The organism is Stenotrophomonas sp. 364, assembly GCF_009832905.1.
GTDB lineage: Bacteria > Pseudomonadota > Gammaproteobacteria > Xanthomonadales > Xanthomonadaceae > Stenotrophomonas > Stenotrophomonas maltophilia_AP.
Map to the genome: position 1 here is coordinate 2,726,039 of NZ_CP047135.1, position 22,925 is coordinate 2,748,963.

Below are 22,925 nucleotides of genomic sequence, written 5' to 3' on the forward strand. Positions count from 1 at the left end.
ATGGTCATCACTGCCGCACGCATCCTGTATCGCACTATCGCCAGTTCTTCGACGTCACCGGTCTCCAACAAGGTGCGCAAGGAGGTGCGGATCGACAGGCCGCGCGACGTCCTCCACATGGATCCTGTCGCGCTGGCGCCGCAGATCCTGGATGAAGATGAGCAGATCGTCGAAGGCTCAACCGAGCCCCAGACCCTCCCACACAAACACCCGATGGTGAAGGTGGACCCGCTGACCAACCGCATTGCGCATCGCGAGCTGAAGATTCGTGTGTGGAGCGAGGGTCGGCCGGACAATCACCATCAAGGCAAGACGGTGACATGGTCCATGGCCCCGCTGTTCGTTCCGCCGGGCGACGAAGGTCAGCCGGCCCTGGATCCCGTATTCCGGGGCAGTTGGGTGCATGCCGTTGCAGAACAGCGTGACCGCTTCACTGCGCCGGATGAACTGACCGCGGTGGGGTTCACCCGACTCAGTCAGGAGCAAGCGACGACAACCGTGGACGCAACCGGGCATACCGCCATCCGTATCAACCTGCCGCCCGTCGCATTCAATGCCGCCCGCATAAATGTGAAGCTGGAAGGGGCGGCAGCTGCGGTGGATGTGATTGATGTTGAGGTGCCGGGGATCATTGTGATTGACCCGGGGCATGGGGGTACAGCAAATGAAGACGGATCTTCCGCCAACAACGCAACATCACACACGAGCGGCGTTCTTGAGAAGCAGCTGACACTGGAGTTCGGATTGCGCACATCTCGCGCACTTCGCACACTAAGCACCAATGAAAACAGGAATTTGCGAATTCATCTCACGAGGCCTGACGATGAAAACAAGCCCGGAACAGACCGCGCGAATGTAGCCCGCGATAACGGCGCCGACATACTACTCAGCATCCACTTCAACGGAGCCAATGGGATCGCCAGAGGCACGGAGACATTGGTCCGCCCGCGCAGAGACAATGTCAACTTCGCCGAAGACACGGCACTCGCGGAAAGAGTCAACGATGCGACTTACGGTGCCATCCTCACCCATGATGCTGGCGCCAGAAATCGCGGTGTAAAGTCCGAAAGGCAGCTTGCGGTCTTGAGTGACCCTCAACTTGGAAACACTGCTTTGTACCACCCGCTTCGCGCTGCGCTGCTGGAGGTCGAATTCATCGACCACGAGGATGTAGACAAGCTCCTGAGCATCACAGATGGATACGAGCAGGTCCGACAGGATATATGCGACGCCATCGCAGCTGCATTACTCGAAGATCTGAGGCGCAACCAATGAAGGAAATTTGAGGCATGCATCTCCATTTGCCGTCCCCACTCCGCCTGGCACTGCCGTACCCCAGCCTGATCTATGCAGTTCTTATAGCCTGCACCTTGCCCTCGCTTGCGGTAGCAGCCGCCGTAGAAGAGCCCACCGACATGGCGCCGTCTTCCGAAGCGCGCTCGAAGCAGCTTGCTGTCAGCTACACACTGCAGCCTGAGAAGCTCCGTGAGACCTCGCGGCCCGTCCAGAAGTCGAAACTATTCAGACTTCTCGCGACCGGCTCTGCACAAGCACGAATCGTCAACGTAGATGGTGAGGTAGTCAGGTCATCCGCGCCAAGAGCAAGCATCCAGACCTTGGAGATCAGTCCTGATGAACGCTGGTTTCTTGTAAAGGTGGGTAACGCCGGATATTCGATTGTTTCTGCAAGATCGCTGATGGATATGGCGAAGCCTCCGATGCATCCGGAGGGCCCAGAGGACGCCAACAACATCAGCTGGAGGATTTTCGACAACAACCACCTCATCGGGCAGGCCGACCTCCCTTCGCTGGACACCGAAGGCCTGACGGCAGCCGAGGTGGAGTCGATTCCTCCCCGGGACACACTGATTTACCTGTACACCATCTCCAGCAACACCATGACCCCCATCCAAGTCGACGACACACTCTCTCGTCCATTCCATATCACAGGCGTCACCGACGGCCAGGTCGAGCTGCTGCACTACGTCACTTCGGAGATATTTGGCGCGAGGATTGTGCCGGTTCCCGCCCAGTGACCTCAGCAGCCGCGGGTCACTGGGCGTTCCAGCCCGTCTGCAAACCCGTCAATCGTCTCCCTGATCCTTGCGCTCCGGGCGCCGGGTCTCCGCGTCGTGGATGGCCTGGTCGGTCTGGCCGGGGCGCTGTTTGGCCACTTCGTCCTGCTTGCGGTCCTGCTGGGCTTCCTTGGTGCCTTCCTGCTGGCCCTGCTGCTTGTCGTTGCTGGTCATGCTGGGTACTCGCTGTGGCCGTGTCACGGGGATGACGATCAGCCTAGCCAGCGCGGGGTGATGTGCCGGTAACGGTTTCGTGCGGGCCATGGCAACGCCGTTGGGCTCGAACGCACCCGCCGGAGTACCCCACCGCTCAGTCCAGCTTGACCACCAGCTTGCCGAAGTTGCGTCCCTTGAGCAGGCCGAAGAACGCCTCCGGTGCCTGCGCCAGGCCCTCGACGATGTCTTCGCGGTACTGCACCTTGCCTTCCTGCAGCCACCGCGCCATGTCCGTCAGGAACGCCGGGAACAGCGCGTGGAAATCGGACTGGATGAAGCCGCGCACGGTGAGCCGCTGGCGCAGCACCTGGCTCATGAAGCCCGGCAGCCGGTCCGGCCCGGGCAGCACCGCGCCGCGTGCGTTGTAGGTGGCGATGGTGCCGCACACCGGGATGCGCGCGAAGTCGTTGAGCAGCGGCACCACCGCCTCGAAGACGTGGCCGCCGACATTCTCGAAGTAAACATCGATGCCGTTGGGTACCGCTGCGCGCAGGCGGGCGGTGAAGTCGTCGGCACGATGGTCCAGGGCCACGTCGAACCCCAGCGTTTCCAGGTAGCGGCGCTTCTGCTCGCCACCGGCAATGCCCACCGTGCGCGCGCCCTGCAGCTTGGCGATCTGTCCTACCGTGGCCCCGACCGGGCCGCTGGCGGCCGCCACCACCAGTGTCTCCCCGGGCTGCAGCCTGCCGATTTCCTGCAGGCCGGCATACGCGGTAAAACCGGGCATGCCATACACACCCAGCGCGGTACTGACGGGCAACCCGGTGTCGCCCAGTGTGCGGGTGATGCTGTCACCGTCCACCACCGCGTGGGTCTGCCAGTTGCCCGTGGCCACGACCTGCGCGCCGACGGCAATGCCGGGATGGTTGGAGGCAATCACCTCCGACACCGTGCGCCCTTCCATCACCGCGTCCACGGCCACCGGCGCAGCATACGAGGGGCCCTCTTCCATGCGACCGCGCATGTACGGATCCAGCGACAGCCAGCGGTTGCGCAGCAGCACCTGACCCGGGCCCGGCGTCGGCACGGCGACCTGCTCCAGGCGGAAGTTGGCGGCAACCGGTTCGCCCTGCGGCCGCGAGGCCAGGACGACGCGGGTGTTGGTGAGGTCGTTCATCGATGGGCAACTCCATGACAGTGTGTACCCACGGTAGTCGCTGGCGAGGTGCCGGGGGTGGGGGCAAAAACAGCGTTCCATCCGTGCGCTGGCCGCGCGGTACCGCCAGCCCCTGCCCCGCCGGCATCGGCAGTACCGATGCGACAACAGCATTCCACTGGCCGCCGCGTGCCAGCCTGCCATGGCCACCGGGAGGCCGCGTGGCGCATCATGGCGCGATGATCGCCCTCGCCCACCACGTTCGCGCCCATGCCGCGCGCTATCTGCTGCTGTTGATGTCGGCGACCACCGCCCTTGGTCTGGGCCTGTGGGTGGTGCTGGCCACCGAGCCGGGCTGCCTGGCCGCGCAGGGTCATTGGTCGGGCCGCGGCCTGTGCCATACGCGGCTGTGCCTGCTGCAGGGTGACTGCGGGGAGATGGCCACGCCGGTGATCGGTTGCGCACATGTTCGGCCCGGCGACTCCCGCAGCAAGGTCTACTTCCACCTGGGCAACCCGCTGCCCGGCGCACCGGCACTGGCGCCCTGGCAGGCGTTCAAGGAAGGCGACGGCATCATCGAAGCGCGCTTCGACGGTGATCGGCTTGTGAGCCTGGCCTGCCCGCTGGCGAAGTAGCCGACGCGCGAACCCGACACCGGGCTCAACCGTTCAAGCGCACCGCCTCACGCAGCTCGAACGGTGCCTCGCATTGTGTACAGCGTGAGCTGCCGAACAGCAACCGCAGCGTGTCGGCGAATCCGTCGCGGTGCGCGCGTGCCATCTCCAGCAGCCAGCGCTCCGACTCGGCGGCCGGATCACCGGCCCCCGCTTCGATCACCGCCGTGCGCACCGCCGCGCCCCCGATCCATTCCTCGTGCGTGACGAAGGCCTGCGGCGGGTCGATGACGATATACAGATCGGTTTGGCAGGCCGGGCACACGCCCGACAGTTCGCCTTCCAGCACCCCGGCCAGCGCGCGCGACCAGACCCCTTCACCACCGAAGGCCAGGCCGGCCTGCAGCAGGTGCAGGAACGACGCCTCGGGCAGGTCATCCCGGGCAACCTCGTGCAGGGTCTGCGCGGTGCAGTCCTGCAGCAGCGGCAGCAGCTCCGGATGGCCCGGCACCTGCACCGGCGCGCTGTCGGCAAGGCTCACGATGGCACCGGCCAGCACCAACGGCTCGATCCGCTGCGCCGGCACCGCCTTCAGCGCGGCACGCAGCAGATAGTGGAGCGCCTGCAGGCTCGCCGAATACACCGTGGATTGGTGGCACAGGTGTGACCACAGCGCATCCCAGTCCACCTCGCCGGTGCCCGCATCCAGTTCCTCGAGCATCGCGCCCACGGTAGCGGCGCTGCCGTAGGCATCATCGAGTGCGTTCCAGTCGGGCATTGCCGTGCTCCAGCGTGTGCAGGTGTAGCAGGCAGTGTGCGACGGTCAGCGTGTTCGCCGCCACTGCAACGGGCTGATCCCCATTTCCACCCGGAACATGTAGTTGAACGCGGACGCCGATGCATAGCCCAGCTCGTGCGCGATCAGGGTGGGCGAACGCCCCTGCGCCAGCCATTCGATCGCACGCAGCAGGCGCAGCCGCGTACGCCACGCGCGCAGGGTCATGCCGGTCTCGCGCTCGAAGTGCCGCGCCAGCGTACGCGTCGATGCACCCAGCCGGGTGGCCCAGTACGCCATGTCGCGCTCGTCGCCGGGGTGATCGTGCAGGGTCTGGCACCAGCGCTGCAGGCGTGCATCCTGCGGCCACGGCAGGTGCAGCGTGTGGCGCGGCTGGCGGCGCAACTGGGTGCTGATCAGGCGGCACAGCGTGAGGTAGTAGTCCGGATCGTGGTCGGCCGTGGTGCGGTCCAGTTCCACGATCAGTTCGCGCAGCAATGCCGACACCTCCAGCACCACGCAATGGTCGGGCATGCCCAGCGCCGCGTCGTCGGCCACGTAGAGGTTGCGGAAGGCCGCCGCGCCGAGTGCGCCGGTGTGGTGCAGCGTGGCGGTGGGCACCCACAGCGCCTGCTGCGGGGTGATCACATGCCGCGCGTGCGCAGCACTGACCTGCAACACACCCTCGGTGGCGAACACCAGCTGGTTCCAGGGATGTGCGTGCGGTGGGAAACGCTCACCGGCGGCCAGCTGCTGGCTGCGCGCCACCACCGGCCACGGCAGCCGCCGCAGCGCCGGCACCGGCACTTCGCGCCACGGCGCCACCCGCGTGGGGGCCCGGGATTGTCGCTTGGTCGACATGATGGGTCATTCTATCGAAAGACAGTCAGCGCCCGTGCACGGAGGATGGGCCAACCCCCTTTTGCCTGCCGCCATGACTGTCCCCGCCCCTGCTGCGCCCGCACGTCGTCCCTGGCAGGTCATCGGTGCCGGCATCTGCGCGCTGGTGCTTACCGTCGGTCTGGCCCGTTTCGCCTACACCCCGCTGCTGCCGCTGATGCGGGTGGACGCCGGATTGAGCGCCGCACAGGGCGGCTGGCTGGCCACGTTCAACTACCTGGGCTACCTGCTGGGCACGCTGCTGGTGGCGCGGGTGGGCGACATGCGGCGGAAGTTCCACTTCTACCGGGTGGGCCTGGTGCTGGCCGTGCTGGCCACCGGGCTGATGGGGCTCACCACTACGCCCTGGCTTTGGAGCCTGCTGCGCTTCGTCGCGGGCCTGTCCAGCACGGCCGGGCTGCTGCTGGCCTCGGGCCTGGTGCTGAACTGGTTGCTGGCACAGGGCCTGCGCCCGCGGCTGGGCCTGCATTTTGCCGGTCTGGGGCTGGGCATCGCGGTGTCCGGGCTGGCCACCGCCGCGCTGGCCGGGCATGCCAGTTCCAGCGGCCAATGGATCTGGCTGGCCGCCTTGGGGTTGCTGTTCCTGGTGCCGGCCTGGGCGTGGATGCCTGCGCCGGCGGCGGCATCTGCCCAGACCACGGGCACCGCGCCCACCCCGCCCGCCCGGCGCTGGCGCCACCTGCTGGTCGCCGCCTACTTCTGCGCCGGCTTCGGCTTCGTGGTAAGCGCCACCTTCATCGTGGCCATCCTGGAACAGACCGCCGTGTTTGACGGCCATGGCAGCGCGGTCTGGGTGCTGGTCGGCCTGGCCGCCGTGCCCTCCACGTTCGTCTGGGACAGGCTGGCGGCGCGGCTGGGGCTGATCCGCGCGCTGATGCTGGCCTTCGCGCTGCAGGCCGCCTCCTTCGTGCTGCCACTACTGGATGACGGGCTGCTGGCCGGGCTGGGCAGCGCCGTGCTGTTCGGCATTACCTTTGCCGGCATCGTCAGCCTCACCCTTACCGTGGTCGGCCGCCATTACCCACGCAACCCCGCCAAGGCGATGGCCAACCTGACCCTGAGCTACGGCGTGGCGCAGATCCTGGCCCCGGCGCTGGCCGGCACCCTCGCCCGCGACACTGGCTCCTACCAGGCCTCTCTGCTGCTGGCCGCGGTGATCATGGCCATCGGCATCGTGCTGCTGTGGTGCATGCCCGACGACACGCACTGACGGCGCGCAGCGCGCGAGGTGCGGACTGAACCGATGTTCATGCGCACGGCAGACGCGCACGGGCACGCCAGATCAAGCACTTGCAGGCCTTTGCGCGAGGCCTGGCAACAAATGTGAAATTTTTTTCGCGAAACGCTTGCCGAACCCTGCATACCTCCGTATTATTCGCGTCCTCGCCAGCGGCAACGCAGCGATGAAGTGGCCGAGTAGCTCAGTTGGTAGAGCAGGGGATTGAAAATCCCCGTGTCGGCGGTTCGATTCCGTCCTCGGCCACCATGATTCAAGAAGAGCTCGCAGAAATGCGGGCTCTTTTTCTTTGTGCGGTTGTACGGAATCTGCACGGATCCCTTTCCTGCGAGGACGCAGATGCACGCGCGCGACGGGATGATCGAACTGAGGACGCACCTGCACGATGCCGGCTGGACTGTAAGCAACCCGGCCGAGCTGCTCGAGATCGTCCGCAAGGAAATCGAGTGGGATCTTGTGCATGAGTGGTCGGCGAAAACGGACACGCTGGTGTTCTGGCTGCCGTCGCACCCGGGCGAGGTGAATACAGTGGCAGATCTTCACTACGTCACCCGCGCGAGCGACGGCACGCGCCTGGACTTCAGATCGGATGACGTGCGCTGGCAGGCAGCCATGAGAGCCTTCGTCCGCAGCCTTTAGACCGAACTGCGCGGGACTCGAACGCAACGTGTCCGAAGCAATGCCCGCAAATGACAGAAACTTCACACCTCGCTCCTGCCCTGCCCCTAAGCTCGGTCGACCGTTCCGGAGTGCCGTCGATGCGCCTGCTCAGCCCGTGGCTTGCCCTGCTTCTCCTGTCTGCAGCCACCTCACTGTGGGCGGCCGAGCCCGTGCGCTCGGTGCCCGCCCTGGACATGGGCCGCTACGCCGGGCAGTGGCATGAGATTGCCCACCTGCCGGTGTCGTTCCAGAAGAAATGTGTGGGCGACATCACCGCCACCTACGCGCTGCGCGGTGACGGCCGCATCAGTGTGCACAACGCGTGCCGCATCGCCGATGGCGAGCGGATCGCGGCCGAAGGCGTGGCACGCCCGGTCGAGGGTGCGCCGGGCCAGCTGCAGGTGCGCTTCGTGCCCGACTGGCTGGCTTGGGTACCGCTGGTGTGGGCCGACTACTGGGTGATCGCGCTGGACCCGGACTACCAGTGGGCACTGGTGGGCGACCCGGCCCGCAAGTACCTGTGGATCCTGTCGCGCTCGCCGCGCATGGACGCCACGCAGTTCGACAGCATCAAGGCCAAGGCCGAAGCCATGGGCTACGACCTGGCCCCGTTGAAAGTGATGGCGCCGCTGGATTGAGCGGCGCCGTACGTGCCTAGTCCTTCGCGCGCACGCGGTAGTCCAGCGGCGGTGCGGTGCGATCCAGCAGCGGCACATAGCGGAACTGCGCGCCGCGCCGTTGCGCCAATTCGTTCTTCGCTGCCGTCACGGTCTGTGGCGACTGCAACAACGCCACCGTGGTCAGTGCCAGCACCTTCGCCGCGGTAAGCGCGCCCTTGGTGCCGATCGGCGCTCCCGAGGCCGCCACCGCCTGCCAGCTGTGTGCCGGGGTGCCGGGCACCCAGGTGGCGGTACTGAGGCCCACGGTGGGTACGTTCCAGCTCACGTCGCCCACATCGGTGGAGGCGCCACCGGCCTGATCGTCGCGGTACGGCTCCAGCGTGGCCGCGGTGGCCAAGGCAGGACGTTGCTGCAGGGTCTGCTGCAACCGGGTGGCAAACGCGGTGTCGGCCGCGTCATACACCACGCCGCCCACCTGCTGCAGCGAGGCGTGCATGACGCGGCCCAGCGCATCGTTGGGCAGCAGCGAATACACCCCGCCGGTGGGTTCGAACACCACCTCGGTGCCGGTGCCCATCGCCGCACCGCGTGCGGCCAGCTGCAGGCGCGCGATCACATCGCGCACCACCACCGGGTCGACGTGGCGGACGTAGTAATACGCTTCGGCGGCATCGGGCACCACGTTCGGCGCGGCGCCGCCGTTGCTGATCACGTAATGGATGCGGGTGCCGTCGGGCACGTGCTCGCGCATCATGTTGGCCATGTGGTTGAGCGCTTCCACGCCATCCAGCGCCGAGCGCCCGCGATCCGGTGCGAGCGCGGCGTGCGCGGCGACGCCCTGGAAGCGGAATTTGCCGCTGATGTTGGCCAGGCTGGTGCCCTGCGCGGCGGAGTTGGCCGCAGCCGGGTGCCAATGCAGCGCCACGTCGACGTCATTGAACAGGCCGGCGCGGGTCATGTAGACCTTGCCGCTGCCGCCCTCCTCGGCCGGCGTGCCATACACGCGCACTTCGCCGTCGTGGCCACTCGCCGCGAGCCACTGCGCCACGGCCTGCGCGGCGCCCACCACCGCGGCACCGAACAGGTTGTGACCACAGGCCTGGCCGGCGTCCTGGCCGGCAATGGGGCTGCGCGTGGGCAACGCCGCCTGCGACATGCCGGGCAAGGCATCCATCTCGGCCAGCAGCGCGATCACCGGTCCGTTGCCGCGCTTGCCGTAGCGGGCCACGAACGCGGTGGGCATGCCTGCAACACCAGCCTCGATGCGGAAACCGGCCTTGCGCAGCTCGTCCTGCAGCAGTGCCGATGACCGGGTTTCCAGATAGCCCAGTTCCGGGTGTGCCCACAGCTGCTGGCCCACCTCGGCCTGCCGCGCGGCGTAGGCATCCACCGCCGCCAGCACGTCATGGGAGGCATCGGCGGCGAGTGCAGGCCCGCCCACGATGCAGGCCAACATCGCCAGTACACCCCGCGCATGACGGCGCACCACGTCAGTAGAACCGGACATTGTCGATCTCGAACCAGATCTTCGTGCCGGCGGCGCCGGTACCGGTGAACACCAGCTGCTGCACGTCATCGCCGCGCCAGGCGGGCAACGGCCCCTTGGCGCGGTAAGGCGGCTGGCCCTGCAACGCGTGGAAGGGAATCTCCACGGTCTGCCACGTGCCGCTGGCCGCTACCGGCGCGGCCCAGCGGCGGCCCTGCAGACCGCGCGCTTCCAGGCGCACGGTGGCATCGCCGCGCACATCCACGCGCACGCCTTTCCAGCGGCGCACATCGGCCGGGGCCACCGAACCGCGCGTCAGCGGCAGGATCACGCCTGCGTAGGCGTCGTCCTTGCTCGACAGCCGGGCCTGCATCGACAGCGCCTTGCCACCGCCATCGCGATCGATCACGTCGGTGACCTGCACGGTACGGTCGTTGCCACCGTCGGCATCGTCATTGCGCAGCGTGTCCAGCGCGGTGCGCTGGTCGGCGCGCTCGAAATCATCCACCAGCGCGTCGATGCGCAGCGGTGGCAGCAATGTGGCGCGATTGCCTTCGGGCAGTTGCACGCCCTTGCCCACCACCTGCCGCCCGGCCACGTAGACCTGCCAAGTGTTGCGGATGTCGCCAATGCGTTCCCACGGCTTGCCCGTGACCAGCAGCAGGTCGGCGCGCTTGCCCACCTCGATGCTGCCACGGTCGTCCAGGGCCAGTGCCTCGGCACTGGCGCGGGTGCCGGCCACCAGGGCCTCGGTCGGGGTCAGCCCGGCCTGCACGAACAGCTCCAGCTCGCGCAGGGTGGACGTGCCGTGTGGCGTGCCGGTCATGCCGGCATCGGTCCCCAGCACAATCGGAATGCCGGCATCGTGCAGGGTTTTGACGTTGCGCAGGGCATTGGCGAAGTTCGCCTCGCGCTGGCGGTAGGCCTCGGTGCCGGCGCGGGCCTTGCCGCTGCCATCCACGCGCTCGGGCAGGTACACCGCCAGCGACGGCGAGTAACGGGTGCCGTGCTGCTTCATCAGCGCAATCAGCTCGGCGTCGGCCGGGCCGTCCTGCACGCTGTGCGCCAGTGCGTCCACCCCGGCACGCGCGGCGGTCTTGCCGCGCTTGACCATCACCGTGTGGGTGAACACGCGCAGATGCTGGCGATGCGCTTCTTCCACGAGGGCAGTCAGGGTTTCTTCGTCCATGCTGCTGTTGTCAGCTGCGTTGGAGTAACGCCAGCCGTCAGTGAACGCCTTGATGAAGTCCGGCCTGTAGGCCGCCACCTGCTTCACCGCCGCGGTGGCCGCGTCCGGCGAGTTGACCCAGCGGGTGGTGTTCTCGTCGCCCCAGTCGGCGCCGTGGCCGAGCGGCGTGCTCATGCGCGCGGCAAACTTCACGTCCGGCGCGGCGATGCGCTGCAGCCAGGCGCGGCGCGGCGCATAGGCCTCCGGTGGCTGGTGGAAGTCGCTCACGGTAGTGACGCCAGCGTCCAGATAGCGGGTGGCGATCTGCGGCAGCGTCGACGGCTCGGCGTTGGGGGTCCAGTGGGTGTGCAGGTCGAACAGACCCGGCAGCAGTGCCTGGCCCTTGGCATCCACCTGGCGGGTATGCGCCGGCGCCTTGAGACCAGTGCCGATGGCGGCGATGCGCCCGTCCTGCACCAGGACACTGGCCGCATAGGGCGCACGCCCGGTGGCATCGAAGACCAGGGCGTTGCGGATCAGCACGTCGTTGTCGGCGGCACTGGCAACCACGCAGGCCTGGCCACTGGCCAGCAACAGGGCAGTCAGCAGCGCCAGCGGGCGCGCACGCGAAACAGTGACAGTCATTCGGGCATCCCGGTTCATTGCAGTGAGCGCGGCGCGCTGTGGAAGGCGTTGTGCGGCGTGCGCAGCCAGACGTCGTTGCCCTGCTGGTCCACCTCCAGGCCGAGGCTCAGCGCGACGCTGCGCGCGAAGCCGAGCGGATCATTGGCCGAGTACAGCCCGACAATGCGACGGCTGCCTACCAGCGGGTCGTCGATCATGATGCGCACATCGCTGTAGCGCAGGAACTGTGCGGCGGCCACCGACAGCGTGTCGCCGTTGAATGACAGCATGCCCTCGCGCCACGCCAGCTGCTGGTCGAGGTCATCGTGGCCAACGGTTTCGATGCGGATGCCGTGGCTGCGGTTGGCCAGGGCGCGGTGGTTGGCCAGCAGCCTTGTCGGGGCGACCGCGCCGCTGGCCGTGGCGACATCGACGATGCCCTCGCGCACCAGCACTTCCACCCCGTGCGTGCGTTGTTCGTTGAGGCTCACCGAGAAACTGGTGCCCACTGCGGTCACCGCGGTGTCGCGCGCGGTCACCACGAAGGGGCGGGCCCGGTTCTTGGCCACGTCGAACAATGCCTCGCCGCGCAGCAAGGTGATCTCGCGGCGCGCGTCGGTGTAGTGCACGCGCACCGCCGCGCCCGAATCCAGGGTCACCGCCGATCCATCGGCAAGCGGTACGCGCAGGATCTCGCCCTTGTGGGTGACGTGGTAGTCCCCTGCATCGCTGTGTTCGTGCACGCCCAGGGCGAGCAGGCACAGCGTGGCTGCCAGTCCCATGGCCCATTGCAGCCGCGGCCGTGGGCCCTGCACGCGGGTGTGTGGCACGCGGTCGGCACTGCCCAGCGCGCGCGCACGCCCGGTGCGCGCGTACACCGCGTGGGCGCGTGCGTAGGCGCCGAAATGGCGGCGGTCGGCCGCCAGCCAGCGGTCACGCTCGGCCACCTCGTCCGGCGCCAGCGCGCCGCGGTCCTCGCGCGCCACCCACTGCGCGGCCTGGTCGTCGATCGGGTTGGTGTCAACGGTGCCGTGCATGAACTGCCCCCGTACTGTCCGGTTTCCCTGTGGACCCTGCATCACCCGCATCCTGTTTCATCGATTCCATCAACAACCGAATACCCTTGCACACGTGCTTTTCCACCGTGTTTTCGCTGATCTGCATGCGCTCGGCGATCTCGCGCTGCGAGAACCCCTCGACCCGTCGCAGGATGAAGGCCTGGCGGCATTTGTCCGGCAACTGCGCGATCAGCGCGGTGACTTTGTTGAGTTCCTGGCGCGAAGACGCCAGCCGTTCCGGTGAGGCGTCCTCACCGGTGATCGGCAGCCGGTCGAATTCGGCCACCATTTCAATCGATACCACCTGGGCGCGGCGCAACTGCTGCAGCACCACCGATTGCGCCACCTGGTAGACGTAGGCGCGCGGTTGCCGCACGTGCGATACGTCGGCCATCGCCGCCAGGATCGCGTAGGTTTCCTGCACCACATCGTCCACGTCCTGCGCCTGCGCCATGCGCCGCCGCAGCCAGTCGCGCAGGCCCCGCTCGCACGGCAGGACATGCTCGGCCAACCACAACGCACGCTCTGCTGCCACTGTTGCGCCCATTTGAACTCCTGCTGCGCTGCCCGGCAGTGGCCGGGCAGCGATGTAAGGAACCACCTGCGGATCAGAACGCCTTGGTCACGCTGGCATACCAGTAGCGCGGGTACGCCTGGTAAACCGCCGAGGAGTAACCATAACTGTCATCGGAGACCGGCGGCCGCTTGTCGGCGATGTTGTTGGCCCCCAGCTTGACCGATACCCCGTTGAACAGACCCTCGCGGTTGAAGTCGTACTTGACGTAGGCGTTGGCCAGCGTCTGCGACTTCACCGTCCACGGCGTGCCATCGGCCAGGGTCAGGCTGGTTTCGTGATAGCTGCTGGCGTAGCGCGCGCTCGCCCCGATGCTGAGGTTCTGGTAGCGCCAGGTGAGCGTGCCACTCCATTTCCACTGCGGGTTGCCGCCGTCGCCGATCAGGTCGCCGCCGCCGGTGATGGCGATCGACGGATCGACCAGGCCGGTGGCCTTGGCGTCTTCCAAGGCCTGCAGCGCCGGCGAGCGGTCGCGGTAGAACTCGATCAGGCGGGTGCCGTTGATGCCCACGTCAAACCGGCCGATGCGGGTGTCCGGCGAGCTCCAGGCAACGCTGTAGTCCACGCCGCGCACGGTCTGCGGCTGCATGTTGACGTACTGGTCGGTGACATACAGCACCTTGCCGGCGGCATCCAGGCCGGTACCGGCGAAGCGCGCGATGTCATCGGCGGTGGGGGCGGCGCGGACCACGTTCGGATTGCTGCTGCCCTGCTGGCGCAGCAGGTAGTCCAGGATCAGCCCGTTACCCTCGCCGAACAGGCCGATGATGCCTTCCTGTTCGTACTTGTAGTAGTCCACCGCGAAGGTGAAACGACCGAAGTCCTCGGGGATGAACTGTGGCTGGAACACGATGCCGGCGCTGGTGTTGGTCGAGGTTTCCGGCTTGAGATCCGGGTTACCCGAGCGCCGCGCGGTGGTGGAGGATCGGTAGGTGCTGCCACAGGCATTGATCGAGGCCAGTGCACCCGAGCGCACGTCGGCTTCGCACTGGATGTAGTCGGTGCGGGTGTTGGACCGGCTGACCACGGTGGCGTTGACCTGCTCCAGGTTCGGCGCTCGGAAGCCCTTGGCCCAGGACGCGCGCACGGTAAGCCCGTCGATCACGGTCCAGCCCAGGGCCAGCTTGGGCTTGGTGACGCTGCCGAAATCGCTGTAATGCTCGGCACGCCCGGCCACCTGCAGGTCCAGCGCGCGTACCAGCGGAATGGACATCTCACGCGAGACCAGCGGCACCGAGAACTCGGCGAACAGGCCGGCCACGGTGCGCGACCCTTCGGTGTCCGGCGTCGGACTCACCCCGTACATGTCGCTGGGGTAGCTGACGCCGGTGATGCTGTCGGTATAGGTGATGCTGCCGTCCACGCGCGCATCGCGGTCGTCGCGCTGGGTCTCGCGGCGCACTTCCAGGCCGGTGGCCATGCCCACGTCGCCGGCCCAGGTGCGGAACAGGTCCGGGCGCGAGGCCTTCAGGTCCCACAGGTACAGCTCGGTCTCGCTGCTGCGGGTGGCCTTGTAGAAGAACCGGTCCAGCTTGCCGTAGTCGTTGCAGCCGCCGCAGAACGGGTTGTAGGCAGCCGAAGTGGCATCGGTCAGCGCCTGCTGGAACAGGGTCATGCTGACCGCGTCCTGGGTATCGACCACCTTGGCCTTGGAATACAGCGCCGCGGTTTCCCAGTCGAAGCCGAAGTGGAAGCCGCGGAGGCCGCCCAGCGCGCGCACCTGGGTGTTCTTGACGTCGATCTGGGTGGGCCGCTCGAAGCGGTAGCTGCTGATGCTGACCGGAATGCCGCCCGCGGCCACGTTGAGGTTGGCCAGCCGGTTGGGGTTGGCGCTGCCGTCGGGCAGCGTGGTGGCGCCAAACGGGTTCCAGTAGTTGCTGGCGGCCACGGTCATCGGCAGTGCGGCAATGGTGTTGACGCCGGACTGCAGGCTGCGGGCCTTGGACTGATACCAGCCGGCTTCGCCAAAGGCGGTGATGCCGTTGTCGAAGTCATGCTTGCCGGTCAGGAACAGGTTGACGCGGTGCACGTCGGGGGTTATCGACAGCGGGAACTGGGCCTGCTGGTTGTCCAGCAGGTTGCGGTCGGCACCGGCGGTGGCCTTGCTGCCGGACTGCACGCACACGCCCTCCCCCACCGTGGCGTTGCAGCCCTCGTTGGTGAGCGGCTGCACGTGGAACGCGCCCGCGGCGGTGGTGAGGAAGGTGCTGCCCTGGCGCACACGGGGGCCGATCGCGGTGAAGTTGCCCCACGGGCTGTTGCTGTTGCGGTTGTCGGTGCCGCTCAGCCCTTCGAACGCGGTACCGACGAAGTCCGGCGCGCGGTCGGAACTGCGGGTCCAGTCCTGGTCGAGCGAGTTCAAGCCGGTGGTGGCGTAGTAGTTGAAGGCCAGGGTGACGTTGCTGCGCAGGTCCTGCGAGTTCTTGCCGACCAGGCCGTTGATGCCGATGTCACGCAGGTTGGTGCCTTCGCCGATGCCACGCTGGACGCTGATGGTGCCGCCGTCGACATCGTCGCGCAGGACGTTGTTGACCACGCCGGCGACGGCGTCGGTGCCGTAGATGGCGGCCGCGCCGTCAAGCAGCACTTCGACCCGACGCAGGTTGGCCACCGGAACGGTGTTGGCGTTGTAGGTCAGCACGGGGACGAGGTTGCCGTCGGCCTGGCTGGTGGGATGCACGACGGTACGGCGACCGTTTATCAGCAGCAGGGTGTTGCCGACGCCGAGCCCGCGCAGGTTGACCGAGGCGATGTCGCCACGCGCGTAGTTGGAGCTGTTGCCGCCGTTGGTGCCGCTGAAGGAGACGTCGCCCATCTGCGGGATCGAGCGGTACAGCTCATCGCCGGAGACCGCGCCGGTGGCTTCGATCTGTTCGGCCTGCAGGGTGGCCACGGGCAGCAGGGCGGCGCTTTTGGCACCCTTGATCTGGGTGCCGACGACGGTGACGGAGTCGAGCGTGACCGGGGCGCTGCGCGCGGCATCCTGCGGCGCTGGCTCGGGGGCGACGGTGGTGGCCGCGGACTGGGCGGCGAGCAGTGCGCTGCCGCCCAGCGAGGCGAGCAGCGGGCGATCGGCGCGCAGTGTAATGGTACGGCCATCATCGGAGGCGACACTGAGCCCGGTCCCGGCGAGCAGTTGCGCCAGGGCCTGGCGGGCATCCATCTGGCCTTTGAGGGCGGATACGGCGATGCCGCCTTCGCCTGCGGCGGGGCTGATGATCTGGATGCCGGCCTGGCGCGCAAACTCGGGCAGTGCTTCTTCGATACGCCCCCCGGCGATATCGAAACTGGCCTGCTGGGCCAGGACGGGCGTGACCATGCCCAGCACCGACACCATCAGGCCTCCGCGGATGGCGCGGGCCAACGGCTGCAACTTGTACGAACGCATGGATACTTCCCCGTGAAAGTGAACATGAGCGGCGATGTTTCGTACCCCCCTGAACAATCCAGATGCACCGGCGTGCGTGTTCCGCCACTGCGCCCGGTGATTGGCCGCGCTTTTGTTCCGGTCTGACTTTACGGGGTTGGGGTGGGTTTGTTTTTTTAGAAGCTTTTAAGAGCTCTTAAGAGCCACAGCCACAGCCACAGCCACAGCCAGAGCCAGAGCCAGAGCCGGAGCTTTGGTGTGCGTGTTGCGCTGACTGGGCCGGGGCGTGTGGGTGTGCGGGACACGCTGCAAGTCCCGCTCCGCGGCCCGGCCCAGCCGCTGGCGGCTGTGCGTTCAGTCGCATGCGAGGCAGTGCCTCGCAAGCAATGCGCCTTCACCCATGTAAGCTCCTCCACCGCATCCATGCGGTGGAGGGTCCCGCACACCCACACGCCCCGCCCCCCGATAGTGAACAGGTGCGCAGGGGAAAAGCGCTGGCCTTTTTCAGGCTGTGTGCTGACGGTGGAAGGGGCCGAGGGAGGTATCGAGGTGAGATCTGGGATCTCGGTTGGGGTTGGGGTTGGGGTTGGGGTTTGGGTCGGGGTTTGGGTTGACGTAGGTGCCGAGCAACGCTCGGCACTACCCATCCCCCTCCTCCCCCGACCCACTGCTCTTGCTCTCACCTACGCGCCGACCATGGCTGGAGGGGTGGGCGTGGGTGGGTTGGCGGGACCGTAGAGCGCCATGGATGGCGCGAACGAGCCTACACGGACGTACTTGCGGCGTGTCCCGCCAACCCACCCACGCCCGCCCTCCCCACCAAGCCGACGCACCAGCTCTGGCTCTGGCCTTGGCTCCAGGCTTCAGCTTCGAAACAAAAACCCCCTACCCTGCACCCACCAAAACCCAAAGCCAGCACAACCACCATACGCCGTAGTATGCTTTGGCCCACGCGGCACCTGCTCGAGGATTGCGCCCATGTACCACCGCTTCCGTACCGCCCTGCTTGTCGCCCTTGTCGCCGGCAGCACCCTGGCCCTTGCCGCCTGCAACAGTGGCGTGGTCAAGCGCGTCTCGCCCCCCGGTGCCAGCGTCCAGCAGCTCACCGTCCGCGCCGACGGCGGGTGGGACGTTGCCCTGCGCCTCCAGAATTTCAGCTCCATGCCCATGGTCTTCAATGACGTCAGCCTGGCGCTCAAGGTCGGCGATGAAGACGCCGGCACCCTCACCGCCAAACCGGCGGTGTCCATCGGCGGCGTCTCCGCCGAAGTCATCACCCTCCAGCTCCAGCCTGCCTCCGGCGCCCGCCTGGTCGTCGCCGACGCCCTTGCCGGCAACCGCACCCTCGCCTACTCGCTCAAGGGCACGGTCAGCGCCACCCCGCAGGAAAAGAAACAGCGCAGCTTCGATGTCGACAGCCGCAGCACCCTCAACCAGGCCCCCGGCCTGCCCGGCGTGCTGCGCTGACCCGCGCACCGCCCGCCTCCCTTTGCACCTGATCGAGACCTGACGATGAGCAGCTACACCGCACCGCTTTCCGATATCCGTTTCGCCCTGCATGACGTGCTCAAGGTCGAACCCCTGTTCGCCCGCCTCGGCTTCACCGACGCCACCACCGACGTGGTCGACGCCGTCCTCGAGGAAGCCGGCCGCTTCAGCACCACCGTGCTGGCACCGCTCAACAGCGTGGGTGACGAAATCGGCTGCGTGCTCGACCAGGCCAGCGGCGAGGTCACCACCCCGCCCGGCTTCAAGCAGGCCTATGCGCAGTTCGTCGACGGCGGCTGGACCGGCCTCACCGCCGCGCCGGAACTGGGCGGCCAAGGCCTGCCGCACACCCTCGGCGTGCCGCTCAATGAAATGATCAACGCCGCCAACCTGGCCTGGGGCAACTTCCCCCTGCTCTCGCACGGCGCCATCGAAGCGCTCAAGCAGCACGGCGAAGCATGGCAGCAGGAGGCCTTCCTGAAACCGCTGATCGACGGCCGCTGGACCGGCACCATGTGCCTGACCGAACCGCATTGCGGCACCGACCTGGGCCTGCTCAAGACCAAGGCCGAACCCAATGCCGATGGCAGCTATGCCATCACCGGCACCAAGATCTTCATCACCGCCGGCGAGCACGACCTCACCGATAACATCGTGCACCTGGTGCTGGCCAAGCTGCCCGACGCCCCGGCCGGTGCCAAGGGCATCTCGCTGTTCGTCACCCCCAAGTTCAAGGTGGACCGCGAGGGCAAGGTCGGCGAGCGCAACGCGCTGCGCTGCGGCTCGATCGAACACAAGATGGGCATCAAGGGCTCGGTCACCTGCGTGATGAACTTCGACGGCGCCGAAGGCTATCTGGTCGGCCAGCCGCACAAGGGCCTGCAGGCAATGTTCACCATGATGAACACCGCGCGCCTGGGCGTTGGCCTGCAGGGCATCGGTCTGTCCGAACGCGCCTACCAGAACGCACTGAAGTACGCCCGCGAACGCCTGCAGTCGCGCTCGCTGAGTGGCCCGAAGCACCCCGAAAAGCCGGCCGACCCGATCATGGTGCACCCGGACGTGCGCCGCATGCTACTGACCATCAAGTCTCTGGTCGAAGGCAGCCGCCTGCTGGCCCTGCACGCGGCCACCCTGGTTGACGTGGCCCACCACGCCGACGATGCCGGCGAGCGCGAGCGCGCCGACACCCTGGTGAGCTTCCTGACCCCGATCTCCAAGGCCTGCCAGACCGAATGGGGCATCGAGAACACCTACAACGCGCTGCAGTGCTTCGGTGGCCACGGCTACATCCGCGAGCACGGCATGGAACAGCTGGCTCGCGATGCGCGCATCACCACGCTGTATGAAGGCACCACCGGAATCCAGGCGCTGGACCTGATCGGGCGCAAGACCGCCTCCAGCCAGGGCGCCGGGCTGAAGCTGATGCTGGCCGAGATCGAGGCGTTCGCGCAGGCCAATGAAGGCAACGAAGCGCTGGCCGAGTTCATTGGCCCGCTGCGCGAAAAGGCCGCCGAATGGGGCAAGCTCACGATGGCCACCCTGCAGCGCGCGGCCGGCAATCCCGAGGAACTGGGCGCGGCCAGCTTCGACTACCTGTTCTACTCGGGCTACGTGGTGCTGGCCTACTGGTGGGCGCGCAGCGTCGCCGCCGCCGATGCGTCCGCGCAGAGCGAGGCGTTCAAGCAGGCCAAGCGCGAAACCGCCCGCTTCTACTTTGCCCGCGTCCTGCCGCGCACGCTCAGCCACGCCGCCGCGATCCAGGCCGGCGCCGAGCCGCTGATGGCGATGGCGGATGCGCATTTCGGGGAAGGTTGATCGTTGTCCGGCCCACCGACCAACGGTCGGTGGCTACCGGGGATGTGGATCAATCGAGCGTGGATGGTGCCCGGGGGATCGGCATGCAGTGGCCGCGGATGAAAGGCCTGCCCGGGTAGGTGCCGACCGTTGGTCGGCACATCGGCGGCCGCGGCGATGCGACGTCCGGAAGCCAACCGACCAACGGTCGGTTGCTACCCGGAACGAACCTTTGGTTCGTTCCTATACACAAAACGTCAACATTCGGGTATAAGCTGTTTTCCCGATGGAGACAGACACTACACGCCTAGGTCTGATCGATACCGGAGCCTCGTCCGCCCCGGTCGACGAAGTGTCGCCTATCGCCACCCTGCACCGGCCCGGCAGCGTCCGCCTGCTCTCGCTGGATGCACACGGGCGGGTACTGGACTGGATCAACTGGCAGGATGCGGCCTGCCTCTATGCCCGTGATGCCGTCGCCTGGACCCTGGGTGACCCCTGCCTGCACATCCATGGCGGCACCAGTCGCCTGACCGGCATACAGAGCGGCATGGACCTGCACCCCATCATCGCCGCACGTGGCCACGCCCGTTCGCGTGCGCTGGACCCCACCCCGAACCTGTCCAACCAGGCGCTGTTCGCCCGCGACGCGCACCTGTGCCTGTATTGCGGCCAGCAGTTCAACCGCCCGCAACTGACCCGCGACCACGTCATGCCGATCTCCAAGGGCGGCCTGGACGTGTGGGAAAACGTGGTCAGCGCCTGTTTCCACTGCAACTCGCGCAAAAGCGACCGCACTCCGCAGCAGGCCGGCATGCCGCTGCTGGCCGTGCCGTACCGGCCCAGCTGGATCGAACACATGATCCTGTCCAACCGCAACATCCTGGCCGACCAGATGGCATTCCTGAAGGCGCAGCTGCCCAAACGCTCCAAACTGGCGGCCTGACCTGCGACCAACTGACGCAGGCACCGTCACCCTTTGGTCACCCCGAAGGCGGTTTGCTTGCCCCACCCCGGTTTGGGGGGGAAAATAGGCGCTCAGAAGAAGCGCGATAAACATGATCGATTCCGCCCGCTATCCCCGCCTGTCGCGCATCCAGTCTCCGGATGACCTGCGCAGGTTCGATGAATCCGAACTGCCCGCCATCGCCGACGAACTGCGTGCCTACCTGATCGAATCGGTCGGCAAGAGCGGCGGCCATTTCGGTGCAGGGCTGGGCGTGATCGAACTGACCGTGGCCCTGCATTACCTGTACCAGACCCCGGTCGACCAACTGGTCTGGGACGTGGGCCATCAGACCTACCCGCACAAGATCCTCACCGGTCGCCGCGACGCGATCCACACCGTCAAGCAGAAGGATGGCGTGGCGCCGTTCCCCAAGCGCGAAGAAAGCGAGTTCGACACCTTCGGTGTGGGCCACTCCTCGACTTCGATCTCGGCCGCGCTCGGCATGGCCATCGCGCGCCAGCTGGAAGGCGACGAGCGCAAGGTGGTGGCCGTGATCGGCGACGGCGCGATGACCGCCGGCATGGCCTACGAGGCGCTCAATCACGCCGGCGGCATGGACAGCGAACCGAACCTGCTGGTGATCCTCAACGACAACAACATGTCGATCTCCGAGGCCGTCGGCGGGCTGACCAAGATGCTCGGCCGCGCCACCGGCAGCCGCACGCTCAACGCGCTGCGCGAAGGCGGCAAGAAGATTCTGGGCGACAAGAAGAACAATCCCACCGCGCGCTTCGTCAAGCGCTGGGAAGAGCATTGGAAGGGCATGTTCGTGCCCTCCACGTTCTTCGAAGAGATGGGCTTCCATTACACCGGCCCGATCGATGGCCACGACCTGCCGGCACTGGTCGCCACGCTGAAGACGCTCAGGGGCCTCAAGGGTCTGAAGCTGCTCCACGTGATGACCACCAAGGGCAAGGGCTACGAGCGTGCCGAAGGCGACCAGATCGGCTATCACGCCGTTGGCCCGTTTGATCCGGACAAGGGCCTGGTGTCCAAGGGCACCGCCAAGAAGCCGACCTACACCGATGTGTTCAGCGACTGGCTGTGCGATGCCGCGGCGGCCGAACCCAAGCTGGTGGGCATCACCCCGGCAATGCGCGAAGGCTCGGGCCTGGTCCGTTTCAGCAAGGAATACCCGGAGCGCTACTTCGACGTGGCCATCGCCGAACAGCATGCGGTGACGCTGGCGGCGGGCATGGCCACGCAGGGTGCCAAGCCGGTGGTGGCGATCTACTCCACCTTCCTGCAGCGCGCGTACGACCAGCTGGTGCACGACGTAGCCGTGCAGGAGCTGGACGTGCTGTTTGCGATCGACCGCGCCGGCGTCGTCGGCCCCGACGGCGCCACCCATGCCGGCAACCTGGACCTGAGCTTCCTGCGCTGCGTCCCGCACATGGTGGTGATGGCACCGGCCGACGAAGCCGAATGCCGGCAGATGCTGACCACCGGTCTGCGCCATTCCGGCCCGGCCGCGGTGCGTTACCCGCGCGGCAGTGGCACCGGCGTGGCCGCCGGCAACGATCTGTCCACGCTGGAGATCGGCAAGGCCGACCTGCGTGTCCAGGGCAGCCGCGTGGCTCTGCTGGCGTTCGGCAGCACCGTGCCGGCCGCCGAAGCGGTGGGCCGTGAGCTGGGGTTGAGCGTGATCAACATGCGCTTCATCAAGCCGCTCGACCGCGACCTGCTGCTCGAGCTGGCGCGTACCCACGACGGCTTCGTCACCATCGAAGACAACGTGGTGGCAGGTGGCGCCGGCTCGGGCGTGGCCGAACTGTTCAACGCCGAGGACGTGCTCAAGTCGATCCTGCATCTGGGCCTGCCCGACAGCTTCCAGCACCACGCCAGCCGCGAAGACCTGCTGGCCGAAGCCGGCATCGATGCCGCCGGTATCCGGGCGGCGGTGCTCAAGCGCTGGCCGCAACTGGCCAGCGATGGGCAGCCGCTCAGCGCAGCGGGTTGAGGTTGGGTTTCGTAGAGCCGGGCTCTGCCCGGCTGTTTCCCGACGTCACGGAGATGGTTTTACGCGCAAGGCAGCCGACCGACGGTCGGCTCTACCGGCCAAATCGGGGATGGTTTTACGCGTAAAGCAGCCGACCAACGGTCGGCTCTACCGGCCAAATCGGGGATGGTTTTACGCGCAAGGCAGCCGACCAACGGTCGG

General features: G+C 67.0%; 19 protein-coding genes and 1 tRNA gene. 11 read left to right on the top strand and 9 right to left on the bottom strand.

Annotated elements, in window-relative coordinates:
- The gene (locus GQ674_RS12430) at positions 1-1,275 is read left to right on the top strand and encodes an N-acetylmuramoyl-L-alanine amidase (protein ID WP_159497331.1); all 1,275 of its coding nucleotides are present in this window, start codon (positions 1-3) and stop codon (positions 1,273-1,275) included.
- 14 nt (positions 1,276-1,289) lie between these two features.
- On the top strand, positions 1,290-2,036 hold the full coding sequence (locus GQ674_RS12435; protein ID WP_159497332.1) for a hypothetical protein: 747 nt from the start codon (positions 1,290-1,292) through the stop codon (positions 2,034-2,036).
- Positions 2,037-2,084: 48 nt separating this feature from the next.
- Here the strand turns inward: GQ674_RS12435 and GQ674_RS21505 are convergent, their stop codons facing one another.
- Positions 2,085-2,249, bottom strand: coding sequence for a hypothetical protein (locus GQ674_RS21505; RefSeq protein WP_181393970.1), 165 nt, complete (start codon positions 2,247-2,249; stop codon positions 2,085-2,087).
- A gap of 136 nt (positions 2,250-2,385) precedes the next feature.
- Positions 2,386-3,408, bottom strand: coding sequence for an NADP-dependent oxidoreductase (locus tag GQ674_RS12440; protein ID WP_159497333.1), 1,023 nt, complete (start codon positions 3,406-3,408; stop codon positions 2,386-2,388).
- A gap of 218 nt (positions 3,409-3,626) precedes the next feature.
- On the opposite strand from GQ674_RS12440, the gene GQ674_RS12445 reads away from it, so the two are divergent.
- A complete protein-coding gene (locus GQ674_RS12445) occupies positions 3,627-4,022 on the top strand; it encodes a hypothetical protein (RefSeq protein WP_159497334.1) in 396 nt (131 codons plus the stop codon).
- Positions 4,023-4,047: 25 nt separating this feature from the next.
- On the opposite strand, the gene GQ674_RS12450 is transcribed toward GQ674_RS12445, so the two are convergent.
- Both GQ674_RS12450 and GQ674_RS12455 read right to left on the bottom strand, forming a co-directional pair.
- Positions 4,048-4,779, bottom strand: coding sequence for a hypothetical protein (locus GQ674_RS12450; protein WP_159497335.1), 732 nt, complete (start codon positions 4,777-4,779; stop codon positions 4,048-4,050).
- A gap of 45 nt (positions 4,780-4,824) precedes the next feature.
- Positions 4,825-5,637 carry a helix-turn-helix transcriptional regulator gene (locus tag GQ674_RS12455; protein ID WP_159497336.1) on the bottom strand — a complete coding sequence of 271 codons (813 nt, stop codon included), beginning with the start codon at positions 5,635-5,637 and terminating at the stop codon, positions 4,825-4,827.
- A gap of 73 nt (positions 5,638-5,710) precedes the next feature.
- Here GQ674_RS12455 and GQ674_RS12460 point away from each other — a divergent pair, with 73 nt between their 5' ends.
- The 4 genes from GQ674_RS12460 to GQ674_RS12475 all read left to right on the top strand — a co-directional run bounded on the left by GQ674_RS12460 (position 5,711) and on the right by GQ674_RS12475 (position 8,211).
- Positions 5,711-6,886 carry a YbfB/YjiJ family MFS transporter gene (locus tag GQ674_RS12460; protein ID WP_159497337.1) on the top strand — a complete coding sequence of 392 codons (1,176 nt, stop codon included), beginning with the start codon at positions 5,711-5,713 and terminating at the stop codon, positions 6,884-6,886.
- A gap of 200 nt (positions 6,887-7,086) precedes the next feature.
- A tRNA-Phe gene (locus GQ674_RS12465) sits at positions 7,087-7,162 on the top strand.
- A gap of 90 nt (positions 7,163-7,252) precedes the next feature.
- Positions 7,253-7,552, top strand: coding sequence for a hypothetical protein (locus tag GQ674_RS12470; protein WP_159497338.1), 300 nt, complete (start codon positions 7,253-7,255; stop codon positions 7,550-7,552).
- Positions 7,553-7,671: 119 nt separating this feature from the next.
- Positions 7,672-8,211: a lipocalin family protein gene (locus GQ674_RS12475; RefSeq protein WP_159497339.1), complete on the top strand. Its 540-nt coding sequence runs from the start codon at positions 7,672-7,674 to the stop codon at positions 8,209-8,211.
- A gap of 16 nt (positions 8,212-8,227) precedes the next feature.
- On the opposite strand, the gene GQ674_RS12480 is transcribed toward GQ674_RS12475, so the two are convergent.
- The 5 genes from GQ674_RS12480 to GQ674_RS12500 all read right to left on the bottom strand — a co-directional run bounded on the left by GQ674_RS12480 (position 8,228) and on the right by GQ674_RS12500 (position 16,491).
- Complete coding sequence (locus GQ674_RS12480) at positions 8,228-9,700, bottom strand: amidohydrolase (RefSeq protein WP_201290156.1); 1,473 nt, start codon at positions 9,698-9,700, stop codon at positions 8,228-8,230.
- Positions 9,684-11,492 carry an amidohydrolase family protein gene (locus tag GQ674_RS12485; RefSeq protein ID WP_159497340.1) on the bottom strand — a complete coding sequence of 603 codons (1,809 nt, stop codon included), beginning with the start codon at positions 11,490-11,492 and terminating at the stop codon, positions 9,684-9,686. The genes GQ674_RS12480 and GQ674_RS12485 overlap by 17 nt, the downstream gene beginning before the upstream one ends.
- A 14-nt stretch (positions 11,493-11,506) precedes the next feature.
- A complete protein-coding gene (locus GQ674_RS12490; RefSeq protein WP_159497341.1) occupies positions 11,507-12,508 on the bottom strand; it encodes a FecR domain-containing protein in 1,002 nt (333 codons plus the stop codon).
- Positions 12,492-13,076, bottom strand: a complete 585-nt coding sequence (locus tag GQ674_RS12495) for an RNA polymerase sigma factor (protein WP_159497342.1) — start codon at positions 13,074-13,076, stop codon at positions 12,492-12,494. The genes GQ674_RS12490 and GQ674_RS12495 overlap by 17 nt, the downstream gene beginning before the upstream one ends.
- 61 nt (positions 13,077-13,137) lie before the next feature.
- Entirely contained in the window at positions 13,138-16,491 is a 3,354-nt protein-coding gene (locus tag GQ674_RS12500; protein WP_201290157.1) for a TonB-dependent receptor, read from the bottom strand.
- Positions 16,492-17,448: 957 nt separating this feature from the next.
- On the opposite strand from GQ674_RS12500, the gene GQ674_RS12505 reads away from it, so the two are divergent.
- The 4 genes from GQ674_RS12505 to dxs all read left to right on the top strand — a co-directional run bounded on the left by GQ674_RS12505 (position 17,449) and on the right by dxs (position 22,724).
- Positions 17,449-17,937, top strand: coding sequence for an LEA type 2 family protein (locus GQ674_RS12505; protein ID WP_159497343.1), 489 nt, complete (start codon positions 17,449-17,451; stop codon positions 17,935-17,937).
- Between the two features lie 45 nt (positions 17,938-17,982).
- Positions 17,983-19,776: an acyl-CoA dehydrogenase C-terminal domain-containing protein gene (locus GQ674_RS12510; RefSeq protein WP_159497344.1), complete on the top strand. Its 1,794-nt coding sequence runs from the start codon at positions 17,983-17,985 to the stop codon at positions 19,774-19,776.
- Positions 19,777-20,041: 265 nt separating this feature from the next.
- Positions 20,042-20,701, top strand: a complete 660-nt coding sequence (locus GQ674_RS12515) for an HNH endonuclease (protein ID WP_038687333.1) — start codon at positions 20,042-20,044, stop codon at positions 20,699-20,701.
- A 112-nt stretch (positions 20,702-20,813) separates the two neighbouring features.
- On the top strand, positions 20,814-22,724 hold the full coding sequence (gene dxs, locus GQ674_RS12520) for a 1-deoxy-D-xylulose-5-phosphate synthase (protein ID WP_159497345.1): 1,911 nt from the start codon (positions 20,814-20,816) through the stop codon (positions 22,722-22,724).
- Positions 22,725-22,925: the final 201 nt, after the last annotated feature.